Annotated in this window: 14 protein-coding genes; 10 read left to right on the forward strand and 4 right to left on the reverse strand. The window is 67.5% G+C overall.

Features of this window, described 5'->3' with window-relative positions; genetic code table 11:
• Positions 1 to 133: 133 nt before the first annotated feature.
• Positions 134 to 1,333 (reverse strand): NAD(P)-dependent malic enzyme, encoded by a 1,200-nt coding sequence (locus ABT313_RS32265; RefSeq protein WP_350861619.1) that lies wholly within the window; start codon positions 1,331 to 1,333, stop codon positions 134 to 136.
• A 187-nt stretch (positions 1,334 to 1,520) separates the two neighbouring features.
• Between ABT313_RS32265 and ABT313_RS32270 the strand changes: the two genes are divergently transcribed.
• The 8 genes from ABT313_RS32270 (at position 1,521) to ABT313_RS32305 (ending at position 8,010) form a co-directional block, all read left to right on the forward strand.
• Entirely contained in the window at positions 1,521 to 2,333 is an 813-nt protein-coding gene (locus tag ABT313_RS32270) for an ABC transporter substrate-binding protein (protein WP_350861621.1), read from the forward strand.
• Positions 2,330 to 3,154, forward strand: a complete 825-nt coding sequence (locus ABT313_RS32275; RefSeq protein WP_350861623.1) for an amino acid ABC transporter permease — start codon at positions 2,330 to 2,332, stop codon at positions 3,152 to 3,154. Before ABT313_RS32270 ends, ABT313_RS32275 begins: the two co-directional genes overlap by 4 nt.
• Positions 3,154 to 3,906, forward strand: coding sequence for an amino acid ABC transporter ATP-binding protein (locus ABT313_RS32280; protein WP_350861625.1), 753 nt, complete (start codon positions 3,154 to 3,156; stop codon positions 3,904 to 3,906). Before ABT313_RS32275 ends, ABT313_RS32280 begins: the two co-directional genes overlap by 1 nt.
• Positions 3,907 to 4,074: 168 nt before the next feature.
• Positions 4,075 to 4,977 (forward strand): ABC transporter substrate-binding protein, encoded by a 903-nt coding sequence (locus ABT313_RS32285; RefSeq protein ID WP_350861627.1) that lies wholly within the window; start codon positions 4,075 to 4,077, stop codon positions 4,975 to 4,977.
• A 7-nt stretch (positions 4,978 to 4,984) separates the two neighbouring features.
• Complete coding sequence (locus ABT313_RS32290) at positions 4,985 to 5,950, forward strand: amino acid ABC transporter permease (RefSeq protein WP_350861629.1); 966 nt, start codon at positions 4,985 to 4,987, stop codon at positions 5,948 to 5,950.
• Positions 5,947 to 6,726, forward strand: coding sequence for an amino acid ABC transporter ATP-binding protein (locus ABT313_RS32295; RefSeq protein ID WP_350861631.1), 780 nt, complete (start codon positions 5,947 to 5,949; stop codon positions 6,724 to 6,726). The genes ABT313_RS32290 and ABT313_RS32295 overlap by 4 nt, the downstream gene beginning before the upstream one ends.
• A 97-nt stretch (positions 6,727 to 6,823) precedes the next feature.
• Positions 6,824 to 7,216, forward strand: coding sequence for an ATP-binding protein (locus tag ABT313_RS32300; protein ID WP_350861633.1), 393 nt, complete (start codon positions 6,824 to 6,826; stop codon positions 7,214 to 7,216).
• Positions 7,213 to 8,010 carry an RNA polymerase sigma factor SigF gene (locus ABT313_RS32305; RefSeq protein ID WP_350861635.1) on the forward strand — a complete coding sequence of 266 codons (798 nt, stop codon included), beginning with the start codon at positions 7,213 to 7,215 and terminating at the stop codon, positions 8,008 to 8,010. Before ABT313_RS32300 ends, ABT313_RS32305 begins: the two co-directional genes overlap by 4 nt.
• Before the next feature lie 5 nt (positions 8,011 to 8,015).
• On the opposite strand, the gene ABT313_RS32310 is transcribed toward ABT313_RS32305, so the two are convergent.
• Positions 8,016 to 8,426: a hypothetical protein gene (locus ABT313_RS32310; RefSeq protein WP_350861637.1), complete on the reverse strand. Its 411-nt coding sequence runs from the start codon at positions 8,424 to 8,426 to the stop codon at positions 8,016 to 8,018.
• Positions 8,427 to 8,816: 390 nt separating this feature from the next.
• Between ABT313_RS32310 and ABT313_RS32315 the strand changes: the two genes are divergently transcribed.
• The gene (locus tag ABT313_RS32315) at positions 8,817 to 9,068 is read left to right on the forward strand and encodes a WhiB family transcriptional regulator (RefSeq protein WP_130383822.1); all 252 of its coding nucleotides are present in this window, start codon (positions 8,817 to 8,819) and stop codon (positions 9,066 to 9,068) included.
• Between the two features lie 91 nt (positions 9,069 to 9,159).
• On the opposite strand, the gene ABT313_RS32320 is transcribed toward ABT313_RS32315, so the two are convergent.
• The gene (locus ABT313_RS32320; RefSeq protein WP_350861640.1) at positions 9,160 to 10,638 is read right to left on the reverse strand and encodes a sensor histidine kinase; all 1,479 of its coding nucleotides are present in this window, start codon (positions 10,636 to 10,638) and stop codon (positions 9,160 to 9,162) included.
• Between the two features lie 105 nt (positions 10,639 to 10,743).
• Here ABT313_RS32320 and ABT313_RS32325 point away from each other — a divergent pair, with 105 nt between their 5' ends.
• On the forward strand, positions 10,744 to 11,649 hold the full coding sequence (locus tag ABT313_RS32325) for a DUF2785 domain-containing protein (RefSeq protein ID WP_137258058.1): 906 nt from the start codon (positions 10,744 to 10,746) through the stop codon (positions 11,647 to 11,649).
• Here the strand turns inward: ABT313_RS32325 and ABT313_RS32330 are convergent.
• Positions 11,636 to 12,607 carry an endonuclease/exonuclease/phosphatase family protein gene (locus tag ABT313_RS32330; RefSeq protein ID WP_350861642.1) on the reverse strand — a complete coding sequence of 324 codons (972 nt, stop codon included), beginning with the start codon at positions 12,605 to 12,607 and terminating at the stop codon, positions 11,636 to 11,638. The two genes, ABT313_RS32325 and ABT313_RS32330, sit on opposite strands and share 14 nt — an antisense overlap.
• Positions 12,608 to 12,614 lie beyond the last annotated feature (7 nt).

A 12,614-nucleotide genomic window follows, 5' to 3' on the forward strand; every position in this document is an offset into this window, starting at 1 on the left:
TGCCCGGCGGGCAAAACCACGCCAATGGTGGCTGCGGCGGTTTGTTAAGTCAATAGGTTTCCAAGAAGCGTTTGATAACTGGCGGAAAACAACCAACGAAGCGCGGGGAAAGTTGCTCTGAGCAACACTTTGCTCAGGCCGGACGGGCGACGCCGTCGGTCGCGGCGGCTGCGGCGACCGCGGCCGCGACCGCCGGGGCCACCCGCTCGTCGAACGGCGACGGGATGATGTAGCCGGGGCGGAGGTCGTCGGCCGAGATGAGCCCGGCGAGGGCGTCGGCAGCTGCCAGCTTCATCCCCTCGGTGATCCGCGAGGCGTTGGCGTCGAAGGCGCCGCGGAAGATGCCGGGGAATGCCAGCACGTTGTTGATCTGGTTCGGGAAATCCGAGCGGCCGGTGGCGACCACCGCGGCGTGCCGGTGGGCGATATCCGGGTGCACCTCGGGATTCGGGTTCGCGAGCGAGAAAATCATCGCGTTCGGGGCCATTTTCGCGACCGCCTCCTCCGGCACGGTCCCGCCGGAGACGCCGAGGAAGAGGTCCGCGCCCTCGAGCGCGTCGACCAGCCGGCCGGACAGGCCGCCGGTGTTGGTGTCGCGGGCCAGCGACAGCTTCACCGGGTTCAGGTCGGGGCGGTCCTCGTGCAGTACGCCCTTGCTGTCCACCACGGCGAGGTCGCCGACGCCGGCCTGCAGCAGAATCCGCGCACACGCCACCCCGGCCGCGCCGGCGCCGGAGATCACCACCCGGATGTCCTCGATCGCCTTGCCCGTGACGCGCAGCGCGTTGCGCAGAGCGGCGAGTACGACGACCGCCGTACCGTGCTGGTCGTCGTGGAAGACGGGGATGTCGAGCCGCTCCTTCAGCCGGCGCTCGATCTCGAAGCAGCGCGGCGCAGAGATGTCCTCGAGGTTGATCCCCCCGAACGTCGGCGCCATCCGCGCGACCGTCTCGACGAACTCGTCCACGTCGGTGCAGTCCAGCGCGATCGGGACCGAGTCGACGCCGCCGAACTCCTTGAACAGCAGGGCTTTGCCCTCCATCACCGGCAGCGAGGCGGCCGGTCCGATGTCGCCGAGCCCGAGGACGGCGGTGCCGTCGGTGACGACAGCCACCACGTTGGACTTCCACGTGTAGCGGCGTACCAGCGAGGGATCTTCGGCGATCGCGGTGCAGACCCGGGCGACGCCGGGCGTGTACGCCTTGGAGAGGTCATCGGCATCGCGGACGTGGATCGAGGACGACACCTCGATCTTGCCGCCGCGGTGCAGTTCGAAGACGGCGTCACCGGCGAACGGATCGGAAATAGACGTTTCAACGGGCTGGGCGACCATGGACGGACCCTTTCGGAAGACTCGGTTGCAGTGTTCAGAAGCAGGGGATCGCCCGTGCGGGAAAGTAAACCACAGACCCTACTGGTCTGCTGTGAGGGGCCCCACATCCCCCCTCGTGTGCCAGGATTCGTGGACTCACAACCCCTGCCGAGGAGAACTCGCGATGAATTTCGTCCCCACTCCCCGCATGACTCGAGTAGCTGTCGCGCTGGCCGCCGTACTCGGACTGTCCCTGTCCGCCTGCGGCAGCGACTCGGGCAGCGGTGGTTCCGATGACAAGGCGAAGGCGGCCGGCATCACGCTGGTCAAGCCGGGCAAGCTCACCGTCTGCACCCACCTGCCGTACAAGCCCTTCCAGTACAAGGACGGCACCGACGTCGTCGGCTTCGACGTGGACCTGCTCAACCTGGTCGCCGACGACCTCGGCCTGAAGCAGGACGTGGTCAACATCGAGTGGGCCCAGGTGACGTCCGGCGCCGCGTTCCAGGCGAAGAAGTGCGACATGGGTATGGGCGCGATGACGATCACCAAGGAGCGTCAGGCCGCGATCAGCATCACCGATCCGTACATGGACGCCACCCAGGTGCTGATGGCCAAGAAGGACTCCGGCATCAAGACGCTGGCCGATCTGCGCGGCAAGAAGCTCGGCGCGCAGGCCGACACCACCGGCAAGAAGTACGCCGACGAGAACGCCGCCGCGAACGGGTACACGGTGATCCCGTTCAACGACCTCGCGCTGCAGGAGAACAACGTGAAGTCCGGCCGGGTCGCCGCCGCGATCAACGACAACGGCGTGCTGTACGACTTCGTCAAGGACAACCCGGACATGGCCGTGGTGGCCGAGTTCAACACCGGTGAGCAGTACGGCTTCGGCGCGCTCAAGGACGGCAGCGGCCCGAAGCTGGTGGCGAAGTTCAACGAGCTGCTGACCAAGGCGAAGTCCGACGGCAAGTACAACGAGATCTACAAGAAGTGGTTCGGGGTTGAGCCGGCGAAGTGAGCACCTCAACCGATACTCCTGTTGAGCGGAAGGGGCTGAGCCCGCGGCAGCGGGCCCAGCGCTCCCGCTGGATCCAGTACGCCGTCCTGGTCGTGCTGGTCCTGGTCGCGGTGTTCGTCGCGAACTGGCACCAGATCGGCAGCGTGTTCTTCAAGCCGGAGTTCATCAGGTCGACGTTCACCGACGGCGTGCTCAAGGCCCTGCTGAAGACGCTCGAGTACACGGCCGGCGCGTTCGTGATCGGTCTGGCCGGCGGCACCCTGCTGGCGTTGATGAAACTCAGCCAGGTCGGCCCGTACCGGTGGATCGCGACGGCGTACATCGAGTTCTTCCGTGGACTGCCCGCGATCGTGGTGTTCATCGCGTTCAGCTTGCTGCCGCTCGCGTTCCCCGGGATGACGATCCCGTGGGACCCGTACGGCGTGGTGTGGCTCGCGCTCGGGATCGTGGCATCGGCCTACATGGCCGAGGTCATCCGGGCCGGTATCCAGGCGGTGCCGAAGGGACAGGTCGAGGCGGCCCGGTCACTCGGGATGCCGGCCGGGCTGGCGATGCGGAAGATCGTGCTCCCGCAGGCGTTCCGGATCGTGCTGCCACCGTTGACGAACGACTTGATCCTGCTGGTGAAGGACTCGTCGCTGGTGTTCATGATCGGTGTCGCCGCGGATGGCTACGAGCTGACCGGCTTCGGCCGGGACCTGGCCAACACGTACTCGAACCTGACCCCGATCGTGGTCTGCGGCTTCTGCTACCTGGTGATCACCCTGCCACTGGGCATCCTGGCCCGCCGGCTGGAAGCACGAACTGCGAGGACGCGCTGATGGCACTGGTCGAAATCAAGAACCTGCACAAGTCGTTCGGCAGCAACCACGTCCTGCGCGGGATCGACTTCACCGTCGAGCAGGGCGAGGTGGTCTGCGTCATCGGCCCGTCCGGGTCGGGCAAGTCGACACTGCTCCGGTGCGTGAACCTGCTCGAGCAGCCCCAGGAAGGACAGGTGATCGTCCGCGGTGAGGACATCACCGATCCCGACTGCCACCTGGACGCGGCCCGGCAGCAGATCGGGATGGTGTTCCAGCAGTTCAACCTGTTCCCGCACCTGTCCGTGCTGGCGAACTGCACCGTTGCCCAGCGCACCGTTCTCAAGCGCACGCAGGACGACGCGGACCGGGTCGCCCGCGCCAATCTGGAGCGGGTCGGGTTGAGCGACAAGATCGACGCGTACCCGGCGCAGCTGTCCGGCGGCCAGCAGCAACGGGTCGCGATCGCGCGGGCACTGTCGATGGACCCGGCGCTGATGCTGTTCGACGAGCCGACGTCCGCGCTCGACCCGGAGCTCGTCGGCGACGTACTCACGGTGATGCGCAAGCTCGCCCTGGACGGTATGACGATGCTCGTCGTCACGCACGAGATGGCCTTCGCCCGCGAGGTGGCGGACCGGGTCGTCTTCATGGACGGCGGCGTCATCGTCGAGCAGGGCCCGCCCGCCGAGGTGATCGGCAGCCCCACGGAGGAACGCACCCGGACCTTCCTCCGCCGGGTCCTCGACCCGACACACGTCGAACCGGCCTGATAGTCACGCTGCGTGCCCGGGTGATCGACGGGCCGCAGCGTTACGGGCGGTGACGACTACGAATAGGTCTCCTTTCCCGGTTGGTCCGTGCGCTGCCCGCAGGTCGTTGTGTCAAGATGCGGACACATGGCACCGGGGCAGACCGGTGCCCGGGTTTGGAGGACCTAGATGTCTGTCCTGCGTAGGACACTCGCGTTGTCCGGTGTCCTGGTTCTCGCAGCCGCCGGTTGCGGTTCGAACTCTCTCGAAGGTGGTTCGTCCACCTCACCGTCGAGCGCCCCCTCCAGCGCTCCGTCGAGCGGCGGCCCGGACCTGAGCGGTTCGCTGCCGCCGAAGATCAAGTCGGCGGGGAAGATCGTCGTCGGCGTGGACGCCAGCTACCCGCCGAACGAGTTCCTGCAAGGCGGCAAGACCGTCGTCGGCATGGACGTCGACCTGTTCAACGCGGTCGCGCAGAAGTTCGGCGTCACGGTCGACTGGCAGCCGGCCGGCTTCGACACGATCATCACCGGCGTCCAGAGCGGCAAGTACGACGTCGGCGTCTCGTCGTTCACGATCAACGACAAGCGCAAGGCGCAGGTCAACATGGTCAGCTACTTCAACGCCGGCACGCTCTGGGCGACCGCCAAGGGCAACCCGAAGGGCGTGAAGGCCGACGACGCGTGCGGCAAGACCGTCGCGGTCCAGAAGGGTACGACGCAGCTCGAGGACGACATGCCGAAGCGGCAGGCCGCGTGCAAGGCCGCCGGCAAGCCGGAGATCAAGCTGGTCGTCCGGGAGAAGCAGGACCAGGCCACCGCGGACCTGGTCGCCGGGAAGGCCGACGCGATGCTGGCCGACTCCCCCGTCGTGCTGTACGCGATCAAGCAGACCAACGGTCAGCTCGAGCAGCTCGGTGACATCTACGACGCCGCGCCGTACGGCTATGTGATCCCGAAGGCGGAGACGGCGTTCGCGCAGTCGATCACCGAGGCGCTGAAGGCCCTGAACACCGAGGGCACCTACAAGAGCACGCTGCAGAAGTGGAACAACGACTCCGGTGCGCTCACCGACTTCGCCGTGAACCCGTGAGGTTCCTATGAGCACGGATACAACTGAAGCCCGGCCGACGGACGCGAGCCCCGATCGGCCGGGGGCGATCAACGCCGTACCGGTGCGGCATCCCGGCCGGTGGGTCGCGATCGCCGTGATCGCGATCCTGGCCGGGATGCTGGTGCACCTGCTGGTCACCAACAAGGCCTTCGACTGGAGCTTCGTCTTCCAGGCGATGAACCAGCAGCCGGTGATCAGCGGGTTCCTCAAGGGCACGTTGCTGGTCACCGTGCTGTCGATGATCGTCGGCGTCGGCGGCGGCGTGCTGCTGGCCGTGATGCGGCTGTCGGACAACCCGATCCTGGCCGGGGTGTCGTGGGTGTTCACCTGGTTCTTCCGGAGCATCCCGCGCTACATCCTGCTGTTCACGATGGGCACGCTGGGGATCTTGTTCCCGCAGGGAATCGCGTTCGGGATCCCGTTCGACTGGAAGATCATGGACTGGCTCGGGCTGTCGGGCGACTGGCGGTTCTACAACCTCGACGCCAACCAGGTCTTCACCGGCATCGTCGCCGGTGTGATCGGGCTCGGGCTGTCCGAGGCGGCGTACATGGCCGAGATCGCCCGCGCGGGCATCATGAGCGTCGACAAGGGCCAGGCCGAGGCGGCCGAGGCGCTCGGGATGAGCAGCGGCAAGGTGATGCGCCGCGTCGTCCTGCCGCAGGCGATGCGGGTGATCGTGCCGCCGACCGGCAACGAGACGATCGCGATGCTGAAGGACACCTCGCTGCTGCTCGCCGTACCGGTGATCGGCGAGCTGTTCTACCAGCTGCAGTCGATCGGCAGCACCTACTACAAGACGTTCCCGATCGCGGTCGCCGCGACGCTGTACTACCTGGCCGCGACCAGCGTGCTGATGGTCGGCCAGTACTTCCTCGAGCGGCACTTCGGTCGCGGCTTCGGGACCAAGGCACCGCGGGCCGCGCGGCCGGCCGGGGCAGGAGGCGCATGATGCCACTGGTGCACGCGGTCAATGTGACCAAGTCCTTCCACCACAACGAAGTACTCAAGGGCATCGACCTCGACGTCGAGCGCGGGCAGGTGGTGTGTCTGCTCGGGCCGTCGGGTTCGGGCAAGACGACGTTCCTGCGCTGCATCAACCAGCTCGAGACGATCGACGGCGGCCGGATCTGGGTCGACGACGAGCTGATGGGGTACGCCGACCGGGACGGGAAGCTGTACCGCCTGAAGAACAAGGAGATCGCGGCGCAGCGGCGCGAGATCGGGATGGTGTTCCAGCGGTTCAACCTGTTCCCGCACATGACCGCGCTGGAGAACATCGTCGAGGCGCCCACCCAGGTCAAGCGTGAGTCGAAGAAGACCGCGCGGGAACGGGCGATGAAGCTGCTCGACCGGGTCGGCCTCGCGGACCGCTGCAACGCCTATCCGGCGCAGCTGTCCGGCGGTCAGCAGCAGCGGGTGGCGATCGCCCGGGCGCTGGCGATGCAGCCGAAGCTGATGCTGTTCGACGAGCCGACGTCGGCGCTCGACCCCGAGTTGGTCGGCGAGGTGCTCGCGGTGATGCGGGAACTGGCGCTCGACGGGATGACGATGATCGTGGTCACCCACGAGATGTCGTTCGCCCGCGACGTCGCGGACACGGTCGTGTTCATGGACGGCGGCGTGGTCGTCGAGGCCGGTCCGCCCAAGGACGTCATCAACAACCCGCAGCACTCCCGCACCCAGACGTTCCTGTCGAGGCTCCGCTCGGAGCACGAACACCCCTGATTTCAGGTGATTTCCCGCGGTCGGCCCGGTTCGCCGTGCATCGGCGTCCATGAGGTTGGATGATGTACGGCGTTGGGACCGATCCGAGGGAGACGATGTGAGCAGCAGGGGACGAGCCGCCGAGGTCCGCCTGAGTATCCCGGCGGACAGCGCCTACATCGCCGTACCCCGGTCCGTGGTCGGCAACCTGGCTGCCCGCAACGACTTCACCCTGGACGCGATCGACGACCTGCGGATCGCCGTCGACGAGGCCTGCGCGATTCTGCTGCCGGAGGCGGCCGACGGCGTCCTGGACTGCGTCTTCGAGATCGAGCCGCCGCAGCTGACCGTGCGGGCGAGCGCGCTGGTGCGCAGCGGCTGGATGCCGGACACCGACTCGTTCGGCTGGACCGTCCTGACCGCGCTGGTCGAGTCCGCCGCGGCGGAGACCATCGACGGCCGGCTGACCATCACCGTGACGGCCACCGCCACCGCGACGGAGACCGCGTGAGTGACGAGCAGATCCCGAGCGAGCCTCGGGAATCGACGGATCTGCGTACCCGGACGGCGGACTTCTTCCAGCGGATGGCCGCCGCGACCGGGCCCGGTGACGCCGAGCACACCGCGGCGCGCGACGGCCTGGTCGCGTTGCACATGCCGCTGGTGGAGCATCTGGCCCGCCGGTTCCGCAACCGCGGCGAGCCGTACGACGACCTGGTCCAGGTGGCCACGATCGGCCTGATCAAAGCGATCGACCGTTTCGACTCCGACCGCGGGGTCGAGTTCTCGACGTACGCGACGCCGACGATCCTCGGCGAGATCAAGCGATACTTCCGCGACAAGGGCTGGGCCATCCGGGTGCCGCGGCGGTTGCAGGAGCTGCGGCTGTCACTGACCGCGGCTACCGCCGAGCTGACCCAGGAGCTCGGCCGGGCACCGACCGTGGCCGAGCTGTCCGACCGGCTCGGGCTGTCGCCGGATCTGGTGATCGAGGGGCTCGAGTCCGCGAACGCTTACAACACCTTGTCCCTGGACGCTCCCGACCAGAACGAGACCGACGCGACGACGGTCCTGGACGGCCTGGGCGGCGAGGACGAGGCGCTGGAGAGCGTCGAGTACCGCGAGTCCCTCAAACCCCTGCTGGCGCAGCTGGACACCCGTGAGAAGCGGATCCTGACCTTGCGGTTCTTCCGCGGTATGACGCAGTCCCAGATCGCCGAGGAGATCGGCATCTCGCAGATGCACGTCTCCCGGCTGCTGGCCCGCACCCTGACCGAGCTCCGGGCCGGACTCCTCAAGGAGTAAGGGGCCTACAGCACCGGGTGATCGTTGGTCTCGCCACCGGCCAGCGCCTCGGTGGATGCCTTCTGGAACACGCAGATCAGTACGGCGAGGGCCGCGACGGCGAGCGCGATCGTGACAGCCTTGGTCGATCCGCCCCAGAAGCTGTACGCCACCAGGAGCTGGATCAGCTGGGTGAAGACCGTCGGTCCTCGGCTCCAGCGCACCGCCTTCCACAGCCCGCGGGCGACGAAGCCCAGGGCCACGCCGTACACGAGGAAGAAGCCGGCCGTGGTCAGGCCGAGCACCAAGCGATCGCCATGAATCGTCAAGGCTTCGCCAATTCCGAGAACGATGAGTGCGAGGCCTTCCAAAGCGACCACTGCCGCGGCTAGCTTGAGCGGTCTCGGGACGGCGGCAGCTGGGGAGTCGGTCGGCACTTCGTCAGCTTAGTGCCGCATGTGCTCCGGGAGCCTCGCGGACCCAAGGCCCTACAGGGATTTGAGGGTTGTGCGTAACCAAAAGAAGGTTGGAACGGTTACCTGCAGTGAACGGGTGATTGCGGAAGAGCTGCTCCGTCCGATAACCGGATGGAGAGTCCGGCCCTGCGCCAGTTCCGAGTGTTAAGGAAGCGTTGTGATCGGATCGACAACTCCATAACCCTTGTTTCGATCCGCCAAGATTGGGAACATGGTCTCGTTCGTGAATGCGTTCACAACGCATCGCACTAAACCCCCCAGTGCGAGACGAACCGACGAGTACAGCACCGCTGATTGGGCACAGACCTACCCGTCAGCTTACGTCAACTACTGAGAGAGATGGGATCCGCCATGGATTGGCGCCACCGGGCCGTATGCCTCGACGAGGACCCGGAACTGTTCTTCCCCATCGGCAACACCGGCCCCGCGATCATGCAGATCGAGGAAGCCAAGCAGGTGTGCCGACGCTGCGACGTGCGTGAGCAGTGCCTGGCGTGGGCTCTCGAAGCCGGCCAGGACCACGGTGTCTGGGGTGGCCTGAGCGAGGACGAGCGCCGCGCTCTCAAGCGCCGCAACGCCCGCCAGCGCATCCGCACCGCCTGAGTAAGTCCTCTCGGGGCCCCGCGGGAATCACCGCGGGGCCTTTGTGTTTCTCCCGCAGCCGCGGGTTTTTCCCGCGGATCTGTTTCCCGGTCTAGTCCTTCACCGGGATGTCCAGGGTGACCTGCGTACCGGGTTTTCCGTCGTGCCGGTTACCGAATTCCAGCGTTCCGTCCAGCTCCCCGATGACGAGGGTGCGGACGATGGACAGGCCGAGATTGCCGGACAGTTCGGAGTCGAAGTTCGTCGGCAGTCCCTTGCCGTCGTCGATGACGTTGATGTGCAGGCGTCCGACCGACCGCTCGGCGGTCAGCTCGATCCGTCCGGTCGCCTCTCCCCCGTCCCGGGCGCCGAAGGCGTGCTCGACCGAGTTCTGCATCAGTTCGGTCAGCACCATCGCCAGCGGAGTGGCCACTTCGGAGTCCAGTACGCCGAAGGTCCCGCTGCGTCGCGTCTCCACCGCGGTCGAGACCGTCGACACGTCCGCGACCATCGCGCCGACCCGGTCGGCCACGTCGTCGAAGTCCACGTGCTCGTCGAACGACTCCGACAGGGTCTCGTGGACGATCGCGATCGACCCGACCCGGCGCACCGCTTCGGCCAGCGCGGCCTGCCCCTCCGGGACGGTGATCCTTCGGGCCTGCATCCGGAGTAACGCGGCGACCGTCTGCAAGTTGTTCTTGACGCGATGATGAATCTCCCGGATGGTCGCCTCCTTGGTGACCAGCTCCCGCTCCCGGCTCCGCAGCTCCGTGACGTCGCGGAGCAGGATCAGCGCACCGACGTGTGCGCCGTCGGCCCGCAGCGGGATCGCGCGCAGGAACAGCGTGGCGTCGGAGTTCTCGATCTCGATCTCCTTGGCCGCCCGCCCCGTGACCACCGAGGCCAGCACGTCGTCGACCTTGTGTCCGGAATGCAGCAACTCCGCGGTGACGTCCTTGAGCCGGCTGCCGACCAGATCCGTGACGAGGCCCATCCGCCGGTACGCCGACAACGCGTTCGGGCTCGCGAACGTCACCATGCCGTGCCGATCGACGCGGATGCAGCCGTCGCCGACGCGGGGCGTGGTGGACAGCAGCCGCTCCCCGCCGTACGGGAAGACGCCGTCGGTGATCATCCGGGCCAGGTCGGTCGCGCTCTGCAGGTAGGCGATCTCCAGCCGCGACGGCGTGCGGACGCCGAGCAGGTTGGTGTTGCGGGCGATCACCGCGATCACCCGGGTGCCGCGCCGGACCGGGATCGTCTCGACCCGGACGGGGACGTCGTCGCGCCATTCCGGGTCGCCCTCGCGGCAGATCCGGCCGCCGTCGTACGCCTGGTCGAGCAGGTGCCGGCGACCGCGCGGGATGAAGCTGCCGACGATGTCGTCGAGGTACGCCGTCGGGCCGGTGGTCGGGCGCATCTGGGCGCCGGCCCAGAACCCGAGTCCCTCGGTGTCGGGCAGCCAGAGGACAAGATCGGCGAACGACAGGTCGGCCAGCATCTGCCAGTCGGAGATCAGCAGCTGCAGCCGATCCAGGTCGGCGGAGTCCAGGGTGGTGTGGTTTCGGGCCACGTCGGTCAGAGACGGCACAGCTCGATGCTACTAACGCTCTTATACCAGCACGCGGAGTGGCCTGCTCGACAAGTTGGTGTAGACAGGTGTTAGTTGATTCAGCACAGATGAAAGGATGCTCGGGTGGAGTCGACGTACTGGCAGGACGTGATGGCCGCGGACTACGCGGTACCGCACGACCGTACGCTGACCGAGCTCACCGAGGAGCTTGTCCGCGGGCTGGCCAGCACCAACCCGCAGGTCCGTGACGCCCTTGCCTACCCGACGCTCGCCACCTGGCTGGAGCGCGGGGTGTACGACGACCTGCTGCCCGGGTTCGGCGACGGCCTCTGTGCCGGGCTGAACTACGGGCTCGGCGAGGACGGCACCGACAGCGTGTTCCGCCGCTCCTTCACCGCGCTGACGCTGGCCGAAGTCATCCACCGCGACAACGCCGAGTTCCTGGTGCACGACGAGGTCGTGATGCGCTGGGGCGACCGGCTGGCGACCTGGCTTCTGCGCGAGCGCGACCTGCGCGGGTTCGTCAAGGACTGCGGCTGGGCGCATGCGGTTGCCCACGGCGCCGACGCGATCGGCGCCCTGGCCCGGTCCCGGCACTGCGACGCCGGCGTACTGCGGGCTCTGCTCGACGTCCTCGCGGACCGGATCGTCAAGGACACGCCGTACCGCTGGGTGCACGAGGAGCACGACCGGGTTGCACACGCCGTGATGACGATCCTGCACCGGAACATGCTGAGCAGCGACGAGCTCGAGCGCTGGCTGAAGCCGATCGCGGCGACCGCGGGCCAGCAGCCGTTGATGCACGAGACCCTGCCGGAGTGGCCGACCCCGGCGGTGTTCAACGCCCGCGGCGTCCTGCACGTCCTGCTGAGCCAGCTCGCGATCGGCGTGAAGGGGTTCCCGATCCCCGGTGACGACGAGCTCTTCGGCCGTCCGATCGAGGCCCGCGCCGACCTGCTGCTGATGCTGACCGAAGCTGTCCAGGCCTCGCAGCCCTACATCTACCGCCCGGCCACTAATCCGTCCTGAGCGCGGCCGTCGCGACCACGGCCCGGTGATCCGTCCCCTCGATCGGGTACGTCGTGAACCGCCCCGGCTCGAACTGCCGCGTCAGCACGACGTGGTCGATCTGGGTTCGCAGTAGCGCCGGCTGGTCCGCCGGCCAGGTGCCCTGCAGACCCGCCCCGCCGGTCGGCCCCACGCTGCGGCAGTAGCCGCCGAGGGCGTTCCTGAAGTCGGCGTGGTCGAGGGTCGCGTTGAAGTCCCCTGCAACGATCGTCGGCGCGTCCTGGGTGCACCATCGCCGTACGTGCAGGAGGTCGTTCTTCCAGGTGGTCACGGAGTCGGTCAGCGGCGGGAAGCCGTGGTACGCGATCAGCCGGATCGTGCCGAGGTTCCCTCCGGTCACGACGATGTTGCCGAAGGTCGTCCCGGCCTCGGACGCGAACGACACGTTCCCGAGCGCGGACGACACCAGCACACTGGTCGCGCTCTCGACCGCCTTGCTCGGCTGCGCGGTGTAGCCCTTGTACTGCTGGCTCTGCAGCTGCGCCCGGATCTCCTCACGTACGTCGACCTGTGCCTCCGGCAACGAAACCAGGTCCGGTCTGCGGTCCCGGATCACCTGGGCCACCTCCGCGGCCCGGGCGCCGCCGCCGAGCACATTCGCGACCATGATCGTCAGCACCCGGGCGCCGTCCGGGGCCGGCCGGGGGTGGGAGAGTTCACGCGGCGCGACCAGGGCGCCGCCGATCAGAGCCAGCGAGGCGACGAGTACGGCGGCGATCCGCCACCCGCGGCGTACCAGCATCAGGAGAGCCAGGAGCAGCACCACGACCAGCCCCTGCGGGCGGAATGCGGCCAGCTGGGTGAACGGGGTCACCTCGTCCAGCCCGAACAGCTCCGGATACAGCGGCACGGCAACGATGACGAGGAACAGCACGGAGAGCACGACGCGCCGTACGAACCACGCCTTTTCGTTATCCATGCACCAA

Origin of the sequence: Kribbella sp. NPDC000426 (assembly GCF_040300265.1) — a bacterium.
Lineage (GTDB): Bacteria > Actinomycetota > Actinomycetes > Propionibacteriales > Kribbellaceae > Kribbella.